Here is a 24,246-nt window from a genome sequence, read left to right on the forward strand (position 1 = left end):
CTTCGGTCATCGGTGGTCCTTCCGAAATGGGTTGGCGTCAACAACCAAACCCTACCGGAAAGCGCCGATGACCACCCACACGCCGCTCGCTCGCTACAGCGCTACTAACGGCGCGCTCGTGAGCGGCTTCGCTACCGCCGAGCTACACCACCTGATGGGACACGACCCGCAGTGACGCCTGGATGGAGCGCTCGGCCTTGCCATTGGTCTTGCGCGTGTAAGGCTTGTCGTGAGGCCGAGATCGCGGTTTGCGAAGCCTTCGATCTATAACAGGAGCCGTTGTCGGTCATGACGCGTGCCATCGCACGCTGCATCGGGTGAAGGACGAGCTGGTCGCACGCGGGGTGACGGTCTCGCACAATGCGGTCTGGAGTTGTTGAGGCGCCAGGGCCTGAGTTTCACAAACGCTGTTAGCTCTGGAGAAGGCCGGGCCGTGCTTTGGCCGCCAGCGCTGGAAGTGTGGTAGGGTTGCCTCGATCCGGCGCGCCTGGTCTTCGTCAACGAGACATGGATCAAGACCAACATGGCCCCGCTTCGCGGCGGGGAGTTGATGGGACGGCGCTTGCGCGGCTTCGCCCATCTTGGCCATTTGTGAACACTGAGCTTCCTGGGCGCGTTGCGCTGTGACGACCTCGCCGCACGTGTGTCTTCGGACCCGATCTATCAGCGGGAATGCTTCCACGCCTATGTCCGCCAGCAATGCTCCCGATCCTGCGGGGCGGCGACATCGTGATCCGTTGACAATTTGGGCAGCCATAAATCCGCGCCATCCGTCATGCGGCCGCCGGCGTAAGGCTCCTGCCGCCATACACTCGCCCGATCTCAACCCGATCACGCGGGCGCCAAGATCAAGCATTGGATGCGATACGCACAGATCAATCGGCACATGGCGCCATCTCGGCACCATCAAACCAAACGAACGCACAAGCTAATCCACCAACGCTGGATATGCTTCTATTCCTCTAGAGCTCTGCCGCTCCGGGAGCAGCTCACCCTTATCGGCACGTTTCCTTGCGGATTTGCCTTGTTGAGGCCGGAATTGAGGCGATCAGGCGTTTTGTATAGGGGTGCTGCGGCTCAGACAGGACCTGGTCGACTGGGCCTTCCTCCACTACTTCGCCGAGAAAAAGAACGACGACACGGTCGGCGATCTGTCGCACGACCGCGAGGTCGTGGGTGATGAACAGGAACGATAGGCCGCGCACAGCCTTCAAATCCTTGAAGAGATTGAGCACCTGCGCCTGCACCGAGACGTCGAGCGCAGAAACGGGCTCATCACACACGAGCAGACGCGGCGAGACGGCGAGAGCGCGGGCGATTGCGATGCGCTGGCGCTCGCCCCCCGAGAGTTGCGCAGGCAGCCTTTTCGCGTAGTCCGCTGTCAAGCCTACTTCTGTCAGAAGCCGAGCAATCGTGACATTGATATCAACTGAGAACTGCCCGACGCGTAGCGCTTCCGCAAGGGTCTTGCCGACAGAGTGGCGCGGATTGAGCGTTGAGTATGGATCCTGGAAGACCATCTGCACCGTACGGCGCAAATAAGCCCGGTCCTTGGGCTGCAGGGCCCTGAAATCATGCGCGTCGATGCCATCGATCTCGATCTTGCCAGCTGTCGGGGATTCGAGACCAACCAGGCAGCGTCCGAGCGTGCTCTTGCCCGAACCGGACTCGCCAATGAGGCCGACGCTTTCGCCGGGGGCGATATAGAGGCTCACGCCCTTGAGCGCGTGCGTTGCGGGGTGGCCGGGGAAAACTTTAGTAATAGCATTGACCTTTATCGCCGGGCGCTCGTTCGGCGGACGCACTAGGATGCTGGTGGCGACTTCCAATGCCGGGTCGCGAAGCGCGTCGAGTTCGCCCTGGATCTCCGGCTGGCGTAGACACCGGGTGAAGCGGCCAGGGGCGCGCTGCTCAAGTGCGGGGCGAGCCGCGCGACAGCGCTCCTCGACCCAATCGCAGCGATCTGCAAAAGCGCACTGTCCTACGACGTCATGGGCCAACGGGACTCGGCCTGGCATGGCGATGAGGCGCTTGACCCGCTTGGTGGCCGAAGGCTCGGACAGGAGCAAGCCCGCGGAATAGGGATGGAACGGGCCGGAGCCGAGATCGCCGGCCCGGCCGATCTCGACGACCGAGCCAGCATATAGCACCAGCACGCGATCGCAAATGGAAAAGGCGAGACGCAGGTCGTGAGTGATTAGGATAAGACTCATGCCGCGTAGCGCCTGGGCGCGCTTCAAGAGTTGCATGATCTCGGCTTGGGTGGTGACGTCGAGGGCGGTTGAGGGTTCGTCGGCGATGAGGATTTCGGGGTCGCGGGCGAGCGAGCTGGCAAGCGCGATGCGTTGGCTCATGCCTCCTGAAAGCTGAAATGGAAAGTGATCGGCGACGTCGGGATTATTGATACCTACTTCCGCAAGGCGGCGCTCGACTTCAGCGCGCCGTGCCCCGCGATCGTGGAACATGGGATCATCCCTAAGCATCTCATCTAGATGCCGGCCGGCCCGCATCACGGGGCTCAGCATGGTGAAAGGGTCTTGTAAAAGCATCGAGACACGGCGGCCGCGCAGCCTTTGCCACTCACGCTCGGAAAGGCCGTTGAGTTCGCAACCTTCGAGCTTCACCGAGCCCTTGGCAGTGACGCCGGGAGGCAGCAAGCCGGCGATGGCCTTGGCTGTCAGCGACTTTCCCGAGCCGGATTCCCCCACGATGGCGAGAGTCTCGCCTCGTCCGACGTGAAAGCTGGTCGGCATCGTGATCATAAGATGGCCACTGGAGATGGCGAGATTCTGAACGGTGAGGAAGTACTGAGAATCCGATACCGTCATCCGGTGAATTCCTCGAACAGCCAGTCGCCGATCAGGTTCATGCTGATGGCAGTGAGGATCATGGCGGAAGCAGGGGCCATTATGCCTGGCGGATTCCCGCCAAACAGCAGGTTTCGGTTCTCGCTCAGCATTCGGCCCCAGTCGGCAGTGCCGGGCTCGACCCCCAGGCCCAGGAAGGAAAGACCAGCGAGATTGACCAGCGCGAAGGCAAAGTCGATCGCAACATAAGCGACGATGATCGGCAGGATATTCGGGAGGATGTGAACGAGAAGGATGCGACGTTTGCTAATGCCGAGGGTTCGGGCCGCATCGACATAGGGACGCGGGCGCTGCTCGAGCACTGCGGAGCGCACAATGCGTGTATCAGACGGAACAAAGGTGATGAGCAGCACCGCGGCAGCCACCCAGTAGCCACCGCCCATGACTCCGACCACGACAATGACGATGAGCGTGGATGGCAGTCCATGCATGAAGTCAACCCAGCGCATGATGAGGATGTCAATCCATCCGCCGAGATAGCCCGCGAGCAGGCCGAGAATAGTCGCTATCGCGAAGGCGCCGGCAGCGATCACCATGGGGCCAACGAGCGCCGTCGAAGCCCCGTGGACGGTGCGGGACAGGATGTCGCGACCGAGCGAATCGGTGCCGAAAATCAAGTGGGAGCCGGGAAGCGAGACGCCAACCTCGAGCCGCTGCAGTGATGGATCATAGGGTGCGATCCAGGGCGCAAGTACTGCGCACAGCACCACTCCGCTTATCACGACGAAAGCCAGAAACACCAGCAGCGGCATCTGTGCAAGGCGGCGTGAGATGCGCCGAACTGGGTGGGCTTCGATGGCCTCTGAAAGCGTCATGCCTTGATTCCTTCAAAGCGAATGCGTGGGTCTATGAAAGTGTAAAGTATATCGATGAGAAGATTGGCGACCACGACAAAGAGAGAGAAGACCAGGGTCGTGCCCTGAATGAGCGGAATGTCGCGCTTCGATACTGCATCGACTACAAGGGTGCCGAGACCAGGGAGCGCGAAGGTCACCTCCACATAGACGGAGCCTGCGACGAGGCTGATGATGACGAGACCGGCTGCTGTGGTCACCGGTACGAGTGCGTTGCGCAGGACGTAGTGCAGCAACACGCGTCGCGATGAGAGCCCACGGGCGCGCGCGAAGGTCACGTAATCCTTAGCCATTGTCTCGAGGATGGCGGCGCGGGTAATCTTCATGACGATCGCCATCACCGAAAAGGCCAGAGCAAAAGCAGGTAGTGTGAGGTGCCACAGGCGATCCAAAAATCCATCGCCAGCACCAAAGGTGGGGAACCAGCCAAGGATGACGCCGAATAGATAAAGTAGGAACAAGCCAGTGACGAAGGGAGGTGAGGAAATACCGAGTAGGCCGAAGGTGACGGTCAGCCGGTCGATCCAACGACCGCGCCGTAGCGCGGCCCAGGTACCCAACCCTACGCCAGCGCCGAGAACGATCACCGCGCTCATGGCCGCCAGGAACACCGAAATACTAAGGCGGTCGGCGATAATATTGATGACGCGACGATTTCCAGAGATCGAACGGCCGAGATCCCCCTGCAGCACCTGCCATAGCCATTTGAGGTATTGCACGATGAAGGGATCGTCGAGGTTGTAGCGCTGGCGCAAGACGGCGATCGCCCCGGGTGTCATGGGCTTGGCGCCAAGCAATGTCCGCACTGGGTCGCCTGGTGCGAGATAGATCAAGCCGAAGACGATAACGGAGACAGCAATCAGCAGGGGGACGGCCTGAGCTAACCGGATGAGGATGAGGCGAACCACGTTTGACTGCATCAGTACACAGCCTTCACATAGCGATCGAACCAACCCAGCGTGCGCCGTGCCTTGTCAAGCCTGTGCGCACTTTCCTCGAAGCTGTGCCCTTCGCGCGGGTAGACTACGAGCTCGGCCGGGACGCCGCGCTCCAACAGCGCGCTGTAGAATTCCTGGCCTTGGCCTAGCGGTGTGCAGCGGTCGAGCTCGCCATGGATGATTAGGGTCGGCGTCGTAGGCCCATCCAGCCGGACGATCGGCGAGCGGTCGATCGCAAGCTTACGATAGCGCTCGTCTTTGAGCGATCCGCCGACGATGGACTCGACGAAATCGTGGTTGCCGGAATAATGGCAGCTCCAATGGTTGGAGATGCCAGCGACCATCACCGCCGCCTTGAAACGGTTCGTGCGCGCCACCGTCCAAGCGGTCATGTAGCCGCCATAGCTGGAGCCGGTCACCCCGAGCCGGTCCGCATCCGCGATGCCTTCGGCGATGCAGTGATCGACTCCGCACATGATGTCGTTCCATTCGGCGCCGCCAGGGTCCCCGAGAATGAGCTGCGAATATGGTTGTCCCCAGCCTGCGCTTCCGCGATAGTTAGCTCGGAAGACGGCATAGCCCGCAGCCGCAGCATGCAGGGCAAAGCCTGGATTGAACGAATGTTTGGCTGAGTAGGTCGGTCCACCGTGGATATCCACGATGGCGGGCAGAGGTCCGGGCTTGCGGTTCTTCGGCAGCAGCAGGAGGCCCTCCAGCTCAAGGCCATCCTTACCTTTCCAATGCACTTCGCGCACGTCCGGATAGTCAGAGTAGTCCGCCATGACCTTCGCGTTGAGCGATGTCACGGGCAGCCAGTCGGACCTGGGATTGGCTTTAAACACGATCTCTGGCGGCCCGCTTACCGCCTCGCGAATCGCGGCAAAACCAGTATGGTCCGGCGTGGGCGCAATCGTCGCGAGTAAGCTGTCGGGGCCCACGACCGCATCCTCGCGGGCAATGTGTTCAAATGTGCCGTCCAATCGGACCACGCCATATATGGAACCAAGACGCGACCAGCCCGCGAACCACAGACTCTCATCCGTGCGCCAGCACAGTGTCGTAATGCTGGACTGTTCATCGGCAGCCACCGACGTGACCTTGCGGGTAGCGAGATCCAAGATGCGCATCTCGCCGGCAACCAGCCCCCGGTCGCTCGACCAGCCTTCCAGGAAAGCGACCATGGTCCGCGACGGCGACACGACTGGCCCCTGCAGTTGCCAACGCGGCTCATGTAGTACTGCGACCACGCGCGTTGCGAAGTCCAGCAACGCCAGCTTCGCACGGTACCACCCGCGCTCGCTGGCATCGGCGGAGATGAGCACCACGGCGCCATTATCACCAAAGAGGTCGAACTCCCAAACCGTCGCGCCTAGGGGCCCGATCTCAAGGGTCTTGCCGTCAGACGTCGATACCCTGAACAGTCGCCGGCGTGCGTCGCTCGGGTTGGTAACGACCGGATCTTCGGTCCCGTCCCACCAGATGCGCATGGCGCCCTTGGTCGCGCCGCTATCCAGACCGGGGTCGGCCGCCAGCACGATCAGGGCGCTGCCGTCGCTGGTCCAGCGAATGTCTTCGATGGTGCCGGGAATATCGCCCAATGGGTTCACCGTGCTGCCCGCAAGGATGAACAGGTCGGCCTTGTTTCGCGTCTTGCGGTCGGATGTCAGGGCAACCCTATCGTCGACTGGCGAGAAGCGCGGCGCGTAGTCGCCGTTCGGGCCATGTGTCAGTTGCGCCGCAGCGCCGTCGAGGCCGAAGCGCCAGATACGGCTTTTACTGCTTTCGTTAGCTTCACGGCCGCCCCGAATGGCGGTAACCAGCATCTTGCCACTACGGTGCCACGAAATATCAGACGCACAGCGAACATCGTCGAGTCGGCGGACGTGTGCGCTAAGCTTGTCCATAGGAGAAACCTGACTGCATATGAGATAGGAAAGTGCCGGCGGCGACGGGTCAGAAGCACGCGGGAATGAATGAGACTTCTCGCGGCACCCCCTAGTGCCGACTCACGGGCTACTTCGGAACGAAACCGCGTAAGGCCCAAGGAATATTGTAGTAGAGCGCATTGTAGCCGGTCAGCTTGTATTTGTTGCTGATAGCCATGGCCGAATCCGGCCAGAAGATCGGCACCACCGCCGCGTCCTCGTTGGCAATCCTGAATACCTGTTTCAGCGCTTCGCCGCGCTCCTTGGGATCCGACTTCTCGTTCGCGGTGGCAAGCGCCTTATCGACCTCGGAATTTTTGAAGTTGGAGGCGTTCATGCCGTCCTTGGCCGCGTTGGCGCTCCCCAAGAACAGGGTTGGATAGTTCGAGGCATCAGCGAAGTCAGGGGAGTATCCCATAATTTGCATGCCGAGTTTTTCATGCCGCAAATAATCAGCAAACCATTGGGTGGTGTCTGTCTGCTGCACCTTTACAGCGATGCTGATCTGCCTGAGGTTCTCAGACACGCTTTGAAGGATATTGATATGGTAGGGATCTGTATTGGAGCTCGTGACAATGACCTCGAATCCGTCTGGATACTTCGACTGCTTGAGCTCCCCCTTGGCTTTCTCCAGATCGAATTGGTAGGTCGGCAGCGTGTCATAGAACTCGCGCACCTCGTCCGGCGGCATGATACCGGCCCACATCCCCGGCGGATTGAGCGCAGTCGCGGGCTCGCCTTTTCCCTTCAGCAACGCCTTCACTAAGCCTTCCCGGTCGATAGCATACTAGATCGCCTTGCGAACGTGGATGTCGTCGAATGGCGGCGCGGACTGGTCGAGGGTCAGCAGGTACACGGCCAGCGATGGCTGCGTGATGACATCTACATTGCCCAGCGCTTTCCACTGGTCCATGTCGGAAACCGAGACATCGAAGGTACCGTTGATGTCGCCGTTCTTCATGGCGAGGAGTCGCGTCTGCTCTTCCGGGATGGCAACAATCGTGATCTTCTTGATAATCGGCTTGCCGCCCCAGTAGTCATCGCGGGCCTCGAGCACAACACGTTCTGCCGGGATGAATTCCACTAGTCTATAAGGACCAGTTCCGAGCGGCAGGAGATCGGGCGTTCCGAGATCATCGTTCCCCAATTGGTCCTTCTTGAATAGAAATCCGGCCATAAGCGCGGCCCAGTACCGGAATTGCACGTTGGGCGACTTGAGTTTGACGGTGACAGTGGCCGGATCGGTCGCCTCGGCGGAAACCACGGAAGAGTAAAAGGACGCGACCTGCGATGCGCTATCCGCGCTCAAATGGTACTTGACAGTCGCGACCACATCGTCCGCAGTCAGCGGCGAGCCATCGGAGAAAGTAACCCCTGATCGCAAATGATAGACTGCGGTGGTGGGGTCAGTCAGTTCCCACCTTTCCGCTGGGCCAGGGACCAGGGCGAGGTCATCGCCGAATAAGAGCGGACCTTCCTGCACAAGCGACATGATCACACCGGCGGAGCTAGACCAGGCGTGCGGCACAAAAAGCGTTTCCGGGATGCTAGAGAGTGCCCAGGTAATCTCGTCGATGATCTCCTGCCCATTGGCAGCTCTGATGATACCGGGCGTGGAAGCCAAAGCCGCGCCCGAACTCAACGCCAGAAACCATCGGCGGGACATTGTCGTCATTATCGTGAAGCCTCTTGCTCTTTCTTAAATGAACTTTTGTTTATCGCTTCGGCCGGTGTCAAATTCAGTTTATGTATTGAAATCATCTGGAAGGGAGATGGACCCAGTCCGTTCAAGGCTGCGATTGCGTTACGCAGTGACCGCAGACGACATGTTTTATCCCGGCGGGCAGCCCACTACGGCCATCCTTGCATGGTCACAGCGCGTCTTGGCGCATGATCCTCGCTAGCGCCGTATAAGCGATGTCGGAGCCTTGGCGAAGGCCATTTCGATAGGGTTGAGATCGGGGCCATAGCGCGGCAGAAAGAGCATCCAGGCGCACCTGGCCCGGATAGCGGCCTCGGCGGCTGAATTCTTATGCGCAGCAAGATTGTCGAGGATCACGACATTGCCAGCGTTGGAGCGAGCTGCGTTTCGACTAAAAAGCGTGTCGCGATTAATTAGCCTCGTATCCGGCAGCCTTGAAGAAGTTTCTGCATTCGGCTGGCTCGAACAGGTGGTGGCAGAGTGCGTCGAAGGTTCTGGCCGCTTTCTTTCGCAGCCGCGCCTTGAGTTTTGAGTAGGCCATCTCGACCGGATTGAGATCGGGTGAGTATGGCGGCAGGAACAGGAGCCAAGCGCCCCTTTGGCGAACCAGTTGTGCGGCGCGCTCGTTCTTGTGGAAGCCGACATTGTCGAGAATGACGACATCGCCGGGCGACAGTTCGGGAGCGAGCTGAGTTTCGACGTAGCGTTCGAAGATGGCGGCATTCATCGGCGCGTTGACGATCCATGGCGCGACAAGACCGTGGCATCGCAACCCGGCGATAAAGGTCTGCGTCTGCCATTTGCCGAATGGTGCATGGGTCCTGAAGCGCTTGCCCTTCGGCGCCCAGCCTGTGCGTTTGGTCAGCTTGGTGTTGGTCGACGTCTCATCGATGAAGATCAACCGCGTCAAAGCCTTGTTGAAGAAGCGCTTTCGCCGCCCCATCCATAGTTCACGCGCCTGGCGCACGTCGGCCCTCTGCTGCTCGCTGGCCTGTAGAGTTTTTTTTATGACTGAGCCCCAGGCGTTGGAGCAGGCGCCCGACATTGGAGCGGTGCACGCTCACCCCGCGCTCCTCCAGTTCGACGCAAAGCTCATCCAGCGTCAGTTCGCCGGTCTCGGCCAATCGCAAACGCACAAACTCGGCATGCGGCTCAAGCTTGCCGCCGCCCACATGGCCCTGCCGGCGGGCTTCAAGCGAACCGGTCTGCCGGCGCAGATTGATCAGATTGTTCACAAAGCGAGGCGAAACGCGGAAATGGCGTGCAGCATCGCGGTGACCATGTCCCTCATCGACATACGCAACAACACGCCGACGCAACTCAAGCGGTAGCGGCTTGCCCATCGCGGTCTCCTTTCAACCGCAATGAATCACGAACTCAAATCAAGGGGAAAACCTGAATCCCTTAAATCGCGAGGTTTCGAGTATGCGCCGGTTCATCAGCATGTCGATGACTAAAGGGGACGTGAACCCATGACAGCTGGCCGGCGATGAAGGTCTGTGTCCTCCAATGTCCAACGCTGCGCCTTTGAGCGCAGCCGGGTCCCGAAGGGAAAAACAGGCGAAAACCAAGGTATTGCCTTGGATCAGTGGAATGTCTGACGAATTTGTTATTACTGGGCCAGGCGCGACGCACCACTGGCGGATCGACCAGCTTGCCATCCAATCAGAATAGCACAGTCCGGGCGTGGCCGCATCATTTCCCGGCGGGACGAGTTTAGTTGTTGGCGCTTGGCGGGAAAGCATCATGGGGAAAGCTAAGAGGCCGGTTTGAAAATCGGCTTGCCGGGGTTTCGTCTGAGGCTGGGTTATGATTCAAGCTTTTAGATGTGGACAAAGCTGAGCCGTGGCCGGATGGCCCAGATCGCCAAAAAGGACCAAGCGCTACCCGTCTGATTTGACGCGCTTCACGGCTTCAATCGCTGGCGTAAACCGTACCGGCCCTTCTCCAGCCGTTTTGTATGCAGCGACATACCCGAGCCCATCATGCGGGATAATCTTGATCAGAATGGCGCTGCAGCGGCGGAAGACATGAAGATCGCCGCATGCGGATCCCGGCCCATCGTCACTGGAACCTGCAGAGCGAGGCCTTGCATTGTGCGACGCATATCGGTCCGGCCGACGCCCGCCAGAGCTGCAGCTAGTCAGGACGACTTAGGCAAAGCCCATCTCGCGGGCTGTCACCGTGCGGCGCCACCTATAGGCACGCTGGTCGCGACATCGTACTAACTCGCCACCGCCGCTACAGGCCACGGGCGCGAATGCCGCGGCCAGTAGCTGCACTGATCCTCTACACGCAACGGGGACGACGCTCCGGCCCAGTTAATTAAGTTACATGGCTCACGCTGTGCTAGCTGCACTCGCAAGGACCACCGTAAAGCGCGCAGCCTCGCTTCCACGCAATACTCGCCCAAGGCGGCTTCGCCGGAGGCCTACCCTTAAACACCCGACCGGCGTGTGGCGGGACTGATCTCAGCTAGTATGGTCACCCGCGTCTAAGAGCTGCTTCGGCGGTACACTGATATATGACGGTCGGATCGTTCTGTAAACGCACCTCTCGTCCAATCTCCCCATCGCTCCATTAGCTCCAACCCCGCGCATTGGGCCATAGTATCGAGTTCTTGGTGATAGACGTAACGAACACGTTGCGGCAAACGTCTGACCGACGTACCAGAAAACCAGAGAAGGGTGGAAACCAAGTTCTGATTTAATGGGTCGTGGACTGCCACATTGACGATTGTATTCTCATCGTCCACCAGACGCGCTTTTGTGGTTTGCTGGCCACCTACAAGAGGGTTCAAGCCTGGTACGCCCAATTCTATCACTAGAACTCCCTCGTTATCCAATGCCTCCGCGGCAGACCGGAGGCAGGCTATTTGAGCTTCGCGTGTGAAAAGCAGTGTGAAGGTGAAATAAACGCAATACACCAACTTGTAGCTTTGCTCGGATCTGAAATCGGAGATATCTCCTTCCCACGCCTTGATCTGATCGGTGCGCTTGGCAAGAAGCTTTAACATGCTGCATGAGTTATCGATGCCTTCAACCTTGACTCCGGTCTCGCTCAATGGCACCGCCACGCGCCCATCGCCGATACCCAACTCAAGGGCGCTACCGTCGCGGCAATATCGCTCAAGAAAGGCGACCGTCTCGCCCACCTCAGCAATTTTGCCTTGCACAAGGGAGTATTCTTCGTAGACCGGAGCGTAAATCTCACCATACGTTGTATCGTTGGACATGTTCAATTCTCCTACCTACAGCTTCAACTTACTTTCGTGCCATTGGAGTACATCTAGTATTCCATCCAACAGCTGTAACTTATACAACCATGGGCTTTAAATCCGCCCGTTGGTCGCGAACATAAGCCTTCCTTCCGCAGGCCAATCAAGATGCGTGCCAAATCAAAAAGCTGTATAACTTCAATGCGTCCGGGTGCACGTCTGAATTGCTTGTTGCTTTCTCGTCAACTTTGTCGACTTCCAACCATTCGGAAAGCGATCGCGTCTATGACACCGGTTTTAAAGTCGGTTGCCTATTGGCTCCGGCTAAACCTTGGTCATGATTCAAGCTTAGCGACGCTCGACGATCCGGCACCAAGCAGGACTTCGAAGCTTCCATGAACATTCTTTGGCTCTTTTCCGGCATGTCTTATCGGCATTAAAGCCTGCGCAGCGAGCCATCACTAGGCCTGGATGGGCTGGGTCATACGCTTATTCCCTTGGTCGAGTAGCTACGGGCGGCGCACGGGAATGTCCGTGAGCTCGATCATCACATTCAGGCCTAGTTTTTTAGCACCGCTGGGATGAACTGCGCCGGCGACGGCGCGTGGAGCCTCAACAGGTTGTCCAGGGTTAGGGAGAGGCAACTGATAGATGTTTTGGACTTTAAGATTTAGGCTCCCGCGGGGGCGATGCCAATTATATCTGTGCAGCCAGACAGGCAGTTGGGGGCGCGGTGATCTGAAGTTGATAGGCGATGGCATGGGCCCTACGCGCAGCTCCGTTTGGATGAAGCGCACGGCCTTGCCATTGGTCTTGCGCGTCTGGGGCCTTGTCCTGACGCGCTTGAGACCGAGATCACGGCAGGCCCTGGCGAAGGCCTTCGATCTGTAGCAGGAGCCGTTGTCGCTCATGACGGGCGATCGCGACGCCGAGGCTTGCGTAGTAGTCGACCCCCGCCTTGAGGAAGCGATGGCGCTCTCCTTTTTCTCGTCGGGCAGGATCTGCGAGAAGGCGATGCGGGAGGCGTCGTCGATGCAGACATGGATGAACTCCCAACTGCTGCCGCGCGAGTCGGCATTGCCGGTGCGCTTGCCGGTAATGCGATGGCCGACCTGGCTGAAGGGACCGAGCTTCTTGATGTCGATATGGATCATCTCGCCGGGATGCTCGCGCTCATAGCGTCGGATCGGCTCCGCGATGTCGCTCAGCCGCGACAGTCGGGCACGCTTGAGAACCCTGCTGACGGTAGAGGGCGAGACGCCGACCTCATAAGCGATGTGCTTGCCGGTCCAGCGTTGCCGCCGCAACGCCACGATACGCTCGGCGATCGACGCAGAGGTGGTCTGTGGCATATGGGCGGACGCGAGGAACGGTCGATCATGCCTGCCCGCCCTGCGGCCTTATAGCACTCGACCCAGCGCGCAACAATCTTGGCCGACACGCCGTAAACGCGGGCCGCATGGGCTTGGGAAAAAGCCCCTTCTATCAACCGACAGCGCCATCTCTCTCGACGCAGCGGCGTGAGACGGGCATTCTTGTGGATGTTCATTCGGAACCTCCGGTGAGTGCTGAATCTTGGTAACTCCAGTCTCCCCGGTCCGGTCATGGACAACCTCCCGAAGCTCACAGGTATACTGGAAACGATCTCCGGCATCGGTCCAATCACCGCCAGGGCGATGTTGCAACCGCGACAGACGCCTCCCTGTTCAAATCCGGCCGGTAACTCGCTTTGGCTTTTTCCGTGCCGCGACAGAACTCGGCCGGAGGAAAGGATAGGGTCGGCCGGATCAGCAAGCAGGGCGATCCAAATATCTGTCGACCATTTGTGTTGGCGCACATACCGTCCTCAGATGCCCATACCGTCCTGAGATTCAGTCGCAAGGGCAAAGCAGCGCGTAGCAGCTGGGCTGCCGAGCTTCTGAGGAAGAAGCCCTTATATGCATCGCCATTGCTCTTGCGAAAAAGATGGCACGGGCGTCTGGGCCCTGATGAACTCGCGCAAGCCCTTCGCAACCTCGTCAGCAGCGAGACTTAGTTGCAAGGGATAAGCACATATTGGTGAGGTGCTGATGGTGTGATGGTGAACGGACGAACCGGGATCGGACAAACCCGCTCGGTGGCTGCCGCTCAAAAAAGCGCGACTTGTCTGGGGTACGGTCCGCGGACTTCATCAGGGCCATGGGCATGAACAGGCCTGCACTCAATGGCGAATACATGCCTGCACCCTACCGACCTGTCATCAATCTGAGTAAGCCCTTTCCACGCTGAGGCCGTCCGTGCAAGGCACTGGGCCAGATCCCCCCGCACCCCCTCGGAGAGGTCGGGCCGTTCACACATCAGCGCAGTTCGTGAAGGCCGTCGTCTGCGCTTCGCAATTGCCATCGCGACGACGACCCGCTTGACATGCAGCAAGCCTAACGGCTTGAAATCGAGGTACATTGGAAGTCCATCGGATCGCGGAAGGTACGAGACGCCGTTCGTTGACTTGGACAAGCCCTGCGGAGCGAATGCCGCAGACAATGGACGTGGTTTGCGCGGAAATACCGGTGACTCCGCCGACAGCGAACCCGTCCGATGCAGGACGCCTATGAGGTCGCCTTCTCTACTTCATCCAGCACACCAGGCGCGAAACGGCATGCGCGCTCTTCGCTTACCGAGCCGTCCGCGGGCTGCAAATACAAAGATTCTGGCCATCGATCGGGTTGTTGCTGGTGCGGGATTGCACGGCCTGCGGATTGATCTCAGGTCCTATGATCACCCTTCCACCAGTTTGCGTCTCAAGCAGCCAGTTAACAAGTCGCCGTGCGACAACTGGCCCTACCAGTTCGTTGCGATGTATTCCTCCAATGACAAGAGGACGCGGCCCTCACCTTTATTGATGCTTTCGAATCTTAGGCCAGAGCTTGGTAGTGTCGCCTCTTGGGACCACGAGATGTTCTGGCTCCTCACCGCTTGTCCAGATCAATCTCAGGCGGGGTGTTTCGCTCAGTGTCGAACTCCGCTTGAATCACAGATTTCATAGCAGGAGCTTTCGATCGATCTGACAAAAAGAGATCTGCATCCTTAGCTGTTTTACTCAGACGTCACTAAGCGAATATCAGACCGGAGCCAGTCGAGCCGCACATCGTCGCCCGGTCGGAATACCTGCTGCCCTGCGGCGACATGTTCACGCACGACAAGCATGTTGCTCCCGATGCGGACGTGGTATTTCCGCATTGGCCCAGCGTAGATCATGGCATCGACGGTGCCTGTGACGAACTGCCGCTGATCCGCATCGGCGCGCTTCGGGGACGCGCGATCGGCGACGCAGATGCGCTCCGGCCGTATCATAGCCACCGTGCCAGACTGCGGCTGGTGGATTGATTCGACCTTGAAGTTCGGATTTTCGAGTATATTGGCTTCTCCTAGGAAGCTTGCCACGAACGACGTTTCTGGCCGGTCGTAGAGGGCCTCTGGCGTGTCGGTCTGCACTATCCGACCGCCACGCATCACAATGATTCGGTCGGACAGCGTGAGCGCCTCCTCCTGGTCATGAGTAACGCAGATAGTGGTGACGCCAAACTCTGCGTGCAGGTTCTTAATCTCGCTCTGCATCTGCTCTCGAAGATTGCGGTCTAGTGCGCCGAGCGGCTCATCGAGCAGCAGGAATGGCGGCTCGGCGATCAGCGCGCGGGCAAGCGCCACGCGCTGCTGTTGACCGCCGCTCAGTTGGGAAGGGATGCGGCCAATAAAGTCCTTAAGGTGTACACGATCAAGCATACGGCTCACCCGCACTGATCTGTCGGCAGCCCTCATGCCGCGCATTTCAAGTGGGAACTCAAGGTTCTGCCCAACGGTGAGGTGGGGGAAGAGCGCATAGCTTTGGAAAACAATGCCTTGGTCACGGCGGTAGGAAGGAACAGCTGCTACCGAAGTACCAGCAATCAGGATTTCGCCATGACTGGGCGCCGTGAACCCAGCGAGCAGCATCAGCGCTGTGGTCTTACCCGAGCCACTGGGGCCTAGAATGGTTAGGAACTCACCGCGACGCACGGTCAGCGACAAATCTCTGACCGCGGCGACCGCACCGTACATCTTGGTAACGCCACGAAATTCAATGTGAGCTGGAATGTGGCTTGGGTCCTCAATATGGCCCACTTCACGCGGGGCCGTATTTCTGACGTTTAGGGTCATGGATGCTCCAAAATGACTGCCAGGTTCAAGACTGCCCGGGAGCTCAGTTGCCAAGGGGTGCCGCAGGCGCTCGGTGTATCAACGATCGCCATCCGGCGGCATACAGCGCGACTAGGCAGAGGACGGGAATAAGAATGAGCAGCGATGCCACCGCCGCAATCGTCGGATCGATTTGATGGCGAACATCTTCCCACATCTTCAGCGGCAGTGTTCGGACAGAAAATCCCGCTACCAACGATGTAATCACCACTTCGTCGAAGGAGGCGAGGAACGCGAACACCGCGCCACCAATAATGGCCGGTCTAATCAAGGGGAGAGTCACACGCATGAAGGTTCGTAATGGTCCAGCCCCCATGCTCATGGCAGCCTGTTCCAAACGTCTGTCGAAATTGGCTAACGTCGCCAAGACAATAACGACCACGTAGCTGATAGCACCGATGCTGTGTGCGAGAACTATACCAGTCTTCGTACCAATCAGCCCGAGATTTGCCATCCCGAGATAAGCCGCAATGCCTACGACAATAACCGGGAAGGTGATCGGCGCGAGTATCAGGAAGGTTAGAAGGCTGCGCAGCTGCGGATGGGTGCGGTCAAGCCCGTACGCCGCGAGCGTACCGACGATCGTCGACAGGATGGCGACGACAACGCCGATCTGAATTGTATTCCAGGCGGCATCGTACCAGGACGGGTCGTTGAAAAATGCGCGGTACCACTGCAGCGAAAGGCCTGAGGTGGGGAACGCGAGAAACTTCCCGGCGCTGAACGACATCATGACAACAAGGAGCTCTGGAAACAATAAGTAAAGCATGACCAGCAAAAGGAACATAGCTCCGAACGCTTTGGACCACCGATGATCACTGCTGGCTTTATAGAGTTGTGTCGTCCAGAGCTTAGCCCGCCGAGAAGCGAGAAGCTCGGCGAGATAAAGTTTCAGCACGCCGTACAAACGCAGCCGACACAGCCATGGCTTACGCGGGACTTGTGCCGCGTGAGCCTGCTTTCCGGAAAGATCAAGTCCCAGCATAGACAAAAGGCCAGCAGCAACCGTCAAAAGGATAAAGGCAGATGCAGCGAGGCGCTCTATATTAAAGGATGTTTTGACCTGGGCCGCGATGAACGTCGATAGCATGGCGTCTCCCAAACCGCCGAGGGCGGCCGGAGTGATATAGAAGCCGAGGCAAATAATGAACACCAAGAGCGAGCCGCTGCGCACGCCTGGCCGGCTAAGTGGGAAGAAAACCCGCCAGAAGGAGACAAAAGGCGGTGCCCCCATGCTACGGGCGGCCGCCATTGGTGACTTGTCGATGCTGAACATAACGCTGACGAGAGGCAGGATCATGGTCGGCAGCATTATGTGCACCATGCCAATATAGACCGCCATGCGGGTGTAGATGAGCGGCAGCGGGCTCGAGATGAACCCGACGTTGAGCAGCACGTTGTTGATCAGGCCTCGATCGCCTAGGATCACGATCCACGCATAAGTGCGGACCAAGCCACTGGTCAGATATGGAATGACGACAAGCACTATGAGCGCAACGCGCAGGTACTTTGGCGCAGCCACGATCAGATAGGCCGTAGGATACCCAATAACGAGGCAGATCGCCGTGGCCACGACGCTGATCTCGACGGTTTGGTAGAGTACGCGCACGTTTGCCGACTGCCCAAAAAAAGCTTGATAGTTGACAACCGAGAATGCCGGCGCGTTGAAACTGCTTAGGAAAAGCTGAGTGATCGGTATGCCGAAGGCGATGATCAGGATCGCGAAAACCGGGAAGGTGAGAACGATGGGCATTCGCCCCAGTTTCCGAAACATCTCAAGCCGCTTTCCCTTTTTTGTATCATGAGCCTGGCGCAGCTTAACCATGAAGCAAACCGCCTCCCGTCGTGGGCATGGTCGGAATAACTGTTGTCCCGAAGCGCATGACCACTCAGTGTGCACCTATTTGCGCGTTGTGCCGATACAGACCAATGATCCTTTAAGAACTTTGTGGCGGCAGCGAGCCGCCATGCCGGCTCTTCGTCTCTGACGGAAATACTAGCTGAATTTCAGCGAAGGATCCATTCGTTCCAGCGCTGCATCAGGCGCTCGTTGTTCGTTAGACCGTCGGATCCAACCTGGGTATACCACTCAATATTTACCGGAATAGAATTGGCCATGTAGTCAGGATAGCTCGTAAGTTTTGCACCTACCTCCTGCGGCATCATCTTGTAAGCCTCAAGGTTGGTTGGGCCGAAGGCCACGAGCTTGCCGAATTCTGCCTGACGGTCTGCGCGAGTGGCAAATTCTATGAACTTCTGTGCGTTCTGCACATTGGGGCTACCTTTGGGGATCACCCAGTAGTCACAGAACAATTTGGCTCGATTCCGGTTAATTGCGATAGGGACTCCTTCATCAATTAACACCTGTGCGCGCCCATCATAGCAACTTCCCAGTTCAGCAGCTTGGTCGCGAATCATCTGCTGATTTTCCGACCCAGATTCCCACCATTTACGAACATGCGGCTTGATTTTGTCCAAACTTGCAAAAACGCGGTCAACATCCATCGGGTAAAGCGCATCCGGAGCCACACCGTCGGCCAACAGAGCTTCTTCCCAAGGACCTTCGGTTCCCCATGCTCCGGACTCAAGGGTCCGTATCCCAGGAAATTTGGCGACATCCCACAAATCGGCCCACGAGGTCGGCTGAGGTCCGCCAGCCTTGAATTTTTCGGTGTTGTAAAAGGTCAACACAGAATAGAATAATCCGCTGACTCCGAAAGGCTTCCTGCAAATCTCTACCAGGCCATCTATATTTTCTTTTTTGTAAATGGAGTAATCGATCTCCTCTAGGTAGCCCTTGCTGGCCGCGATGTGGGCGCTTACCGCATCTAGACCGCAAACGTCTACAGTAACGTTTTTTGTGGTCACCATCAATTCTATTTGCGACAACGTAGCATCGTCAGTAATAGGAGACACATTGATACCGGTCGAGGTTTGAAATGGCTTCACATAAGCCTCGATGTTCGCCTTTCCCGTATCTCCGCCATAGAGCGTCACGCGCAACTCCTTAGAGGATTGAGCCGAAGCTGGGCCACTCGTGGAATTCAAAGCGCCCAAGATAAGAGCGGACGAACTCACCTGAATAAGACGACGACGATTCAGAATAAGGCTCATTGTACTGTTCCCTTGCTTGGTTCCTATGGCCAGGACTGGCTGGAACTGATATTTTTTTTGATGTACTATGAAGTTCAAAAGAGTTCTCAGCCAATTTGAGGCGTTTCTCGCCGAAGTTCTGTCCGGCATCCCAAACATGGGAAATCTTAATCCGAACTCCCTCGACGTCGCGCAACCGAACGCTACTGTTCTAGCCCAAACTCCACCGGAAACTGCGTTGGTAGGAGTGAAGTTAAGGCCCGACCTTCGCCTCCACCAATTCCCCTGTACGCAGTTGATAAAGTCATGCGGCATAGATCGCCAATGTCGTAAACGGGTAGCTTGGCGAAACTGCGGATAGACGGTGCGACCAAGGAGAACGCCGTACATTCCAGGAGTACTGCGCTGACTTGAGGATGTTCGGCGCGGAGGCGGTCCAAGGAAGCAATGACTTCTTTTTCAAGTGCCGCTGCGTTCGTTAGTTGTGGTGTGTCTGTGATCTGGCTTTTCGGCATGTATGGCCGGTTCAACTCATCCAACACCTTGCTGCCTTCAATACCCCCAATGACCACGCGCGCCCTGTCATTTTGAGGGTTGAGCCCAAGTAACTCTACCGAGCAATGTCTCGCATCGGCGGTCAGGACAGCCAGCTTGGCGTCACGTGGCAGTTGTCGAAGCAGCATTGGGGCTAGTAGTAGACTAGACATCACGACCGGAACGCGAACTGAAGCAGCCACCGCATTCTGATGGCGAACAAAAAAACCGCAGTCTGAGGTAATTGCTGCGGCGCCTCGGTTCACCAAGCGTCGGGCAGCGACAATACAGGCTCCCTCGATGCCTGGATTGCCCCGTATCACGTCCTCCGCCCAGGCTCCAGCGACTACTTCCGAAATAAGAGGAACCCCACCGTAGAGCTCCACATTCTCAGGGTGGGGCTCGGGAGACTCGCGTGGTGTTGCACCCTGTTGCAATTCCAGAATGCCCAGAGCACCAACGATTTGAGAACCCATTCATTCACCCAATTGTAAAGACCGTCGCGGGAACAATTCTCGCGCAGAACCTGAGGTCAGCCAATCACAAAAAGCTTCCGAGGCGCCTTCGTTAGTACCTCCACTCCGGTCTCGGTAACCCGGATGCTCTCGCTGACTACGCAGCCAAAATCCTCCTCGACCCATGAGCCGAGATGCAGGTGGAATGTCATGTTAGGCTGCAAGATTGTACTGTCGCCCAGTTTGAGGCTGGTCGACTCCATCCAGTCGATACCGATCGCGTACCCGGCGCGCGAACGTTTTTCGAACCCGAGTTTTTCCGTGGCACTGTGGATGACCTTTGCTACTTCGCCGCTAATGGCTCCACCTCGAATAGCGTTCAGCCCAGCCTCCAAGCCTGCGAGCTGAGCCTCATGCATACGCCGCAAGCGATCGGATGGCTTGCCAAGAGAATATGTGCGGCAGATGGGAGCGTGATAGCCGTGCCGGACCCCGGCGACCTCAAGATTTATCTGCGATCGCCTTTGAAAAGAGTCTTCGCTCCAAGTGGTGTGCGGGTTTCCGACGCGCGAGGTTGCAGCCAGGTAGACTGCTGCTATTCCCGTTCCGACATAGCCATTTGCTCCGCGAGCAAGGGCTCCCACGATCTCTGCAATGGCATCAGCCTCCCTGACGTCAGGACGCATCACCTCTGAGGCACGAAGAACCGCGGCGTCGGATATAGCTGCCGCCTGGCGCATGACTTCAATTTCTAGGTTCGACTTGAGCGTACGGATTCGCTCCACTTCATGTGAAAAGTCCTTGATTCGACTATGTGGGAGGCGAGTTTTGAACTTTTCAACAGAATTGACCGTTAAGTTGCATAACTCCAAGCCGATTGCTGCCTTGCCAAGGCCCAGCTCCAGCAAAAAGTCAATAACGGCGTCGTACCCGTTAATGTTGGGATTCCCCACAAACTCCTCAGAGTAGCTGATTATGTTGTCGCGATCTAGGTAAGCCTCTTGAACTGCGACAGCGACGTCCAGCCAACGCAGAATGAAAACGGGCTCTTCTTGCGATAGCAGGACAATAAGGCCGCGCAAGTCACATGGAGCGATCGCGCCCGTCAGGTAGGTGATATGAGGGCTCTCAGTGATCATAACCGCAGTGATATTGCGCTCAGTCATCTTCGTTTTAACCGCAGTGAGCCTGCGCATGTATTCTGAGCGGGGGAAAACCTGTGGGCCCTTCACTGCCATACAGAACTACCTCTCATAAGCCTGCCTAGGCTACCGCCCACAGCAAGCCTTCCGCGACTGTTACAACGGCACACCGCTTGCCAACGTTCGCTGCACATGGGATCGAACATTCGAAGGCCGGCGGCGTGCTGTCAAATGCAGTTTTTGTATCGTCGCCATCTGTAAGCGAGATGGACTCGGGAGGGCTGTCCCTTCCAACTCAATCTTCTTGTGGCAACGCCGAAGCCATTCTCCTCCACCGTCCAGTTAGGACACCTCTCGGCATTGGCGTAAGGAGGGCACCGCGTCAACATTCGGCATCATGCTAGCCTGGGCCCTGCACGTCGGCGAACGTGCCGGCTTGCCGACGAGTGGCCTATTTTGCGGTTCCATCAGTTCACCCTGCGGCCCACCCATGACTTCGCCGCTCAATAAGTCGATGTGGTGATCTCAACGCAGCGGAGCAGTTCTTCGGTGCCGCGCCATCGTCCCTCGAGACGGGCACGAAGGTTGTCGGCTATGAAGCCGACCATATTGCTCACCTCACGGCGTTGGACCATCTCCAGTACAGCAGCCGAGTTCCGCAGCACCGATGGTGGAGATGTGGCCCAAGCCGTGCTTCTTTAGCCAGCCGCCACTTCTCGCTGGCACAAGCAAGGCGAACGGATCCATACCACCAAATGCCCTTTCCGGTCACCAGTTGTTAGGCACCACGCCGTAATGCATGCAGGCCCACATCTCAGCTCTGCGATGCGGCCTTGTTGACCGAGGCGGACGCCTTCATGCGCATCGGACCCCGGAGGCCGCGGAATGGTTTCTATTAGGACCACCGCAGCGACGTCACGACGCGCATGCTCCATCGCATTGAGATCGTTGAAGGGGGGACCTAGTTGAATTTTGCCGACTGCGTCCTCCGACAGGAACCGCCGGTCTTCAGCGCCAACCTAGTGTTGACCGTGATAAGCCTTGATGATCAAGATCATCCTAATCTGCTGCTGGGCGTGACGTGCCGCCAATGCGATGTCGACGAATTCCTAGCCGCCTGCGCCCTAGGCGGTGTACTTGAAAATTGTGGGCCCAGCGCGTAAGCGGCCAGCGCTTCGGCGAGCGCCCGCACTTGGCAATATCCGGAAAATGGTGAGTGTCCATGCCGACCGGCTGGCGCCCCTTCCTTCGTCCATGTGCTTGTGTATGCTCTCCCGCTCTGGTGGTCGCCACGCAGTCAGCCCATACTGCGCCCCACGCGCAAAGCTGCCCCCGCAGGTGGGCGCGTGTGGCAAGCCACTTCGCGCCCGTTTGCTATCTGCACCAAAGACGGCACGGAAATTCGGCAATGTTCGACTGCGCGCAGGCAACGCGGATGGAACGCACACCCACCCGGCGGGTTGCTCGGACTTGGCACCTCGCCCTCGACGGCAGCCTGGAGCCGAACCTGCGTGGGATCGGGCACAGGTGCCGCGGCGATCAGCGCCTCGGTGTACGGGTGGATCGGCTTGGCGAAGAGCGCCTCGCATGGGGCGAGCTCGACGATCCGCCCGAGATACATCACAGCCACGCGGTGGCCGATATGCTCGACCACGCCGAGGTCATGGGAGATGAAGACGTACGCGATGCCCATCTGCTGCTGGAGATCCAGAAGCAGATTCAAAATCTGCGCCTGCACGGAGACGTCAAGAGCTGACACAGCTTCGTCAGCAATGATGAGCGAGGGCTGGAGAGCAAGCGCCCGCGCAATGCCGAGCCGTTGCCGTTGCCCTCCTGACAACTCGGACGGAAGCCTGTCCATCATCTCAGGCGACATGCCGACCTTATGGAGCAGGTCCGCGGCAAACGTTCGACGTTCCTTGCGGCTGAGGCGCTCGAAATTCTCCACGGGTTCGGTGATGATCCTTTCGGCGCTAAGGCGTGGATTCAGCGAGGAGTAAGGGTCCTGGAAGACCATCTGCATTCGTCGGCGCCAGGCGCGAAGCGAGCCCTTCTTAAGACCAGCAATGTCGGTGCCCTCGATTAGCACGCGTCCAGCCGTTGGCTCCGTTAGTCGCATCAGGAGCCGCGCCACGGTGGATTTGCCGCAACCGGATTCGCCGACGATGCAAAGCGTCTCGCCCGCCTCGACTGAAAAGGAAACATCCTCCACCGCCCTGATCACCGGAATGGTCTTCTTCAGAAATCCAGCAGCGAGCGGATAATGCTTGGTCAGATTGTCGACTTGCAGGAGAGGAAAGTTCATGCGCCCATCACCTCTTCGGCGCGCCAGCAAGCTGCGGTGTGGCCTGAGCCGACATCGCGCAGAGCGGGTGTCTTCTCGCGGCAAATGTTTATCGCAAAGGGGCAGCGAGGGGCAAAACTGCAGCCGACAATAGGTTCGCGCAAACATGGCACGATGCCGGCAATTTCTGGAAGGCGGCGCTGACGGCCTCGCCGCCGATCAGGCACCGAGCGCAGGAGGCCCTGAGTGTAGGGATGCGCTGGACGCGCAAACAAATCTATCACGCTCGCTTGCTCTACGATCCGGCCGGCATACATAACGATCACCCGTTGGCACGCTTCGGCTACAACTCCTACATCATGAGTGATCAACATGACGGCCGCTCCCGTGCGCTCTTTGAGATCTACGATCAGCTGCAAGATCTGTGCTTGGATGGTGACGTCAAGCGCGGTCGTCGGCTCGTCAGCGATCAACAGTTCCGGCGAGCAGGCCAGGGCCATGGCGATCATGGCGCGCTGGCGCATGCCGCCCGACATTTCATGAGGATAGTTGCTGACGCGACGCTCGGGGTCCGCGATGCGGACGAGACGGAGCATCTCTTCAGCTTTCTTCATGGCCGCCGAACGGGACGCTTTCGTGTGGATCTGCACCGCCTCGGCGATCTGGTGGCCGACCGTATAGACCGGATTCAGGCTCGTCATCGGCTCCTGGAAGATCATGGCGATCTGGTCGCCACGGATCTGTCGCATCTCTCGATCGGACAGCTCAAGCAGGTCGCGTCCCTGGAAGCGAACCTCGCCGCCGACGGTCCTGGCGGTCTGCTTCGGCAGCAGGCGAAGGATCGAAAGGGCGGTGACGCTCTTCCCGCATCCGGATTCGCCTACGACGCCCAGCGTCTCGCCTTTCTTCACCTGGAAGCTGATGCCGCCGAGGGCACGAGTGACGCTTTCTTCGCCAAAGAAATGCGTTTCGAGGTTTCGCACGTCGAGAAGCAAGTCGTTCCCTACAGTTTGATGCATCATG

15 protein-coding genes and 6 pseudogenes are annotated in these 24,246 nt (G+C 58.2%); 2 read left to right on the forward strand and 19 right to left on the reverse strand.

Annotated features, from left to right (window positions below):
* Nucleotides 1-299: 299 nt before the first annotated feature.
* A pseudogene (locus tag NKJ78_RS25175) lies at nucleotides 300-932 on the forward strand (transposase); the annotation flags it as partial.
* A gap of 63 nt (nucleotides 933-995) precedes the next feature.
* Here NKJ78_RS25175 and NKJ78_RS25180 read toward each other — a convergent pair.
* From NKJ78_RS25180 to NKJ78_RS30830, 11 genes and pseudogenes are all read right to left on the reverse strand, one after another.
* The gene (locus NKJ78_RS25180) at nucleotides 996-2,828 is read right to left on the reverse strand and encodes a dipeptide ABC transporter ATP-binding protein (RefSeq protein WP_352562662.1); all 1,833 of its coding nucleotides are present in this window, start codon (nucleotides 2,826-2,828) and stop codon (nucleotides 996-998) included.
* Nucleotides 2,825-3,682, reverse strand: coding sequence for an ABC transporter permease (locus NKJ78_RS25185; RefSeq protein ID WP_352562663.1), 858 nt, complete (start codon nucleotides 3,680-3,682; stop codon nucleotides 2,825-2,827). Before NKJ78_RS25185 ends, NKJ78_RS25180 begins: the two co-directional genes overlap by 4 nt.
* On the reverse strand, nucleotides 3,679-4,641 hold the full coding sequence (locus NKJ78_RS25190; RefSeq protein WP_352562664.1) for an ABC transporter permease: 963 nt from the start codon (nucleotides 4,639-4,641) through the stop codon (nucleotides 3,679-3,681). The genes NKJ78_RS25185 and NKJ78_RS25190 overlap by 4 nt, the downstream gene beginning before the upstream one ends.
* Entirely contained in the window at nucleotides 4,641-6,563 is a 1,923-nt protein-coding gene (locus tag NKJ78_RS25195; protein ID WP_352562665.1) for a S9 family peptidase, read from the reverse strand. Before NKJ78_RS25195 ends, NKJ78_RS25190 begins: the two co-directional genes overlap by 1 nt.
* 109 nt (nucleotides 6,564-6,672) lie before the next feature.
* Nucleotides 6,673-8,259: pseudogene (locus tag NKJ78_RS25200) on the reverse strand (ABC transporter substrate-binding protein).
* A gap of 252 nt (nucleotides 8,260-8,511) precedes the next feature.
* A pseudogene (locus tag NKJ78_RS25205) lies at nucleotides 8,512-8,652 on the reverse strand (transposase); the annotation flags it as partial.
* A gap of 43 nt (nucleotides 8,653-8,695) precedes the next feature.
* Nucleotides 8,696-9,253 carry an IS630 family transposase gene (locus NKJ78_RS25210; protein ID WP_352562666.1) on the reverse strand — a complete coding sequence of 186 codons (558 nt, stop codon included), beginning with the start codon at nucleotides 9,251-9,253 and terminating at the stop codon, nucleotides 8,696-8,698.
* Complete coding sequence (locus tag NKJ78_RS25215; protein ID WP_352562667.1) at nucleotides 9,237-9,629, reverse strand: transposase; 393 nt, start codon at nucleotides 9,627-9,629, stop codon at nucleotides 9,237-9,239. The genes NKJ78_RS25210 and NKJ78_RS25215 overlap by 17 nt, the downstream gene beginning before the upstream one ends.
* A gap of 1,151 nt (nucleotides 9,630-10,780) precedes the next feature.
* Complete coding sequence (locus NKJ78_RS25220) at nucleotides 10,781-11,521, reverse strand: methyltransferase domain-containing protein (protein ID WP_352562668.1); 741 nt, start codon at nucleotides 11,519-11,521, stop codon at nucleotides 10,781-10,783.
* A 491-nt stretch (nucleotides 11,522-12,012) separates the two neighbouring features.
* Nucleotides 12,013-12,855, reverse strand: coding sequence for a DDE-type integrase/transposase/recombinase (locus tag NKJ78_RS25225; protein ID WP_502901632.1), 843 nt, complete (start codon nucleotides 12,853-12,855; stop codon nucleotides 12,013-12,015).
* Nucleotides 12,856-12,872: 17 nt separating this feature from the next.
* Nucleotides 12,873-13,157, reverse strand: a pseudogene (locus tag NKJ78_RS30830) (helix-turn-helix domain-containing protein); the annotation flags it as partial.
* Between NKJ78_RS30830 and NKJ78_RS25230 the strand changes: the two are divergent.
* Nucleotides 13,123-13,551: pseudogene (locus tag NKJ78_RS25230) on the forward strand (transposase); the annotation flags it as partial. The pseudogenes NKJ78_RS30830 and NKJ78_RS25230 overlap by 35 nt on opposite strands.
* A 602-nt stretch (nucleotides 13,552-14,153) precedes the next feature.
* Here the strand turns inward: NKJ78_RS25230 and NKJ78_RS25235 are convergent.
* From NKJ78_RS25235 to NKJ78_RS25270, 8 genes and pseudogenes are all read right to left on the reverse strand, one after another.
* Nucleotides 14,154-14,357, reverse strand: a pseudogene (locus tag NKJ78_RS25235) (hypothetical protein); the annotation flags it as partial.
* Nucleotides 14,358-14,575: 218 nt separating this feature from the next.
* A complete protein-coding gene (locus tag NKJ78_RS25240; RefSeq protein ID WP_502901630.1) occupies nucleotides 14,576-15,676 on the reverse strand; it encodes an ABC transporter ATP-binding protein in 1,101 nt (366 codons plus the stop codon).
* Nucleotides 15,677-15,719: 43 nt separating this feature from the next.
* Nucleotides 15,720-17,540 carry an ABC transporter permease subunit gene (locus tag NKJ78_RS25245; protein ID WP_352562669.1) on the reverse strand — a complete coding sequence of 607 codons (1,821 nt, stop codon included), beginning with the start codon at nucleotides 17,538-17,540 and terminating at the stop codon, nucleotides 15,720-15,722.
* A 182-nt stretch (nucleotides 17,541-17,722) separates the two neighbouring features.
* Nucleotides 17,723-18,829: an ABC transporter substrate-binding protein gene (locus NKJ78_RS25250; protein WP_352562670.1), complete on the reverse strand. Its 1,107-nt coding sequence runs from the start codon at nucleotides 18,827-18,829 to the stop codon at nucleotides 17,723-17,725.
* A 182-nt stretch (nucleotides 18,830-19,011) separates the two neighbouring features.
* Nucleotides 19,012-19,818, reverse strand: coding sequence for an aspartate/glutamate racemase family protein (locus NKJ78_RS25255; protein WP_352562671.1), 807 nt, complete (start codon nucleotides 19,816-19,818; stop codon nucleotides 19,012-19,014).
* Nucleotides 19,819-19,874: 56 nt separating this feature from the next.
* Nucleotides 19,875-21,035 carry a M24 family metallopeptidase gene (locus NKJ78_RS25260; RefSeq protein WP_352562672.1) on the reverse strand — a complete coding sequence of 387 codons (1,161 nt, stop codon included), beginning with the start codon at nucleotides 21,033-21,035 and terminating at the stop codon, nucleotides 19,875-19,877.
* 1,201 nt (nucleotides 21,036-22,236) lie between these two features.
* Nucleotides 22,237-23,244 (reverse strand): ABC transporter ATP-binding protein, encoded by a 1,008-nt coding sequence (locus tag NKJ78_RS25265; RefSeq protein WP_352562673.1) that lies wholly within the window; start codon nucleotides 23,242-23,244, stop codon nucleotides 22,237-22,239.
* Nucleotides 23,241-24,242 (reverse strand): ABC transporter ATP-binding protein, encoded by a 1,002-nt coding sequence (locus tag NKJ78_RS25270; protein ID WP_352562721.1) that lies wholly within the window; start codon nucleotides 24,240-24,242, stop codon nucleotides 23,241-23,243. The genes NKJ78_RS25265 and NKJ78_RS25270 overlap by 4 nt, the downstream gene beginning before the upstream one ends.
* Between the last annotated feature and the right edge of the window lie 4 nt (nucleotides 24,243-24,246).

It is taken from the genome of Mesorhizobium sp. M0037, assembly GCF_040323635.1.
Taxonomy (GTDB): domain Bacteria; phylum Pseudomonadota; class Alphaproteobacteria; order Rhizobiales; family Rhizobiaceae; genus Mesorhizobium.

Excerpts from the sequence above, each read along its gene's own strand:
- NKJ78_RS25225 (WP_502901632.1), bottom strand. The coding sequence starts at position 12,855 with ATGCCACAGACCACCTCTGCGTCGATCGCCGAGCGTATCGTGGCGTTG.
- NKJ78_RS25245 (WP_352562669.1), bottom strand. The coding sequence starts at position 17,540 with ATGGTTAAGCTGCGCCAGGCTCATGATACAAAAAAGGGAAAGCGGCTT.
- NKJ78_RS25195 (WP_352562665.1), bottom strand. The coding sequence starts at position 6,563 with ATGGACAAGCTTAGCGCACACGTCCGCCGACTCGACGATGTTCGCTGT.
- NKJ78_RS25270 (WP_352562721.1), bottom strand. The coding sequence starts at position 24,242 with ATGCATCAAACTGTAGGGAACGACTTGCTTCTCGACGTGCGAAACCTC.
- NKJ78_RS25240 (WP_502901630.1), bottom strand. The coding sequence starts at position 15,676 with ATGACCCTAAACGTCAGAAATACGGCCCCGCGTGAAGTGGGCCATATT.
- NKJ78_RS25215 (WP_352562667.1), bottom strand. The coding sequence starts at position 9,629 with ATGGGCAAGCCGCTACCGCTTGAGTTGCGTCGGCGTGTTGTTGCGTAT.
- NKJ78_RS25255 (WP_352562671.1), bottom strand. The coding sequence starts at position 19,818 with ATGGGTTCTCAAATCGTTGGTGCTCTGGGCATTCTGGAATTGCAACAG.
- NKJ78_RS25190 (WP_352562664.1), bottom strand. The coding sequence starts at position 4,641 with ATGCAGTCAAACGTGGTTCGCCTCATCCTCATCCGGTTAGCTCAGGCC.
- NKJ78_RS25250 (WP_352562670.1), bottom strand. The coding sequence starts at position 18,829 with ATGAGCCTTATTCTGAATCGTCGTCGTCTTATTCAGGTGAGTTCGTCC.
- NKJ78_RS25220 (WP_352562668.1), bottom strand. The coding sequence starts at position 11,521 with ATGTCCAACGATACAACGTATGGTGAGATTTACGCTCCGGTCTACGAA.
- NKJ78_RS25260 (WP_352562672.1), bottom strand. The coding sequence starts at position 21,035 with ATGGCAGTGAAGGGCCCACAGGTTTTCCCCCGCTCAGAATACATGCGC.
- NKJ78_RS25265 (WP_352562673.1), bottom strand. The coding sequence starts at position 23,244 with ATGAACTTTCCTCTCCTGCAAGTCGACAATCTGACCAAGCATTATCCG.
- NKJ78_RS25185 (WP_352562663.1), bottom strand. The coding sequence starts at position 3,682 with ATGACGCTTTCAGAGGCCATCGAAGCCCACCCAGTTCGGCGCATCTCA.
- NKJ78_RS25180 (WP_352562662.1), bottom strand. The coding sequence starts at position 2,828 with ATGACGGTATCGGATTCTCAGTACTTCCTCACCGTTCAGAATCTCGCC.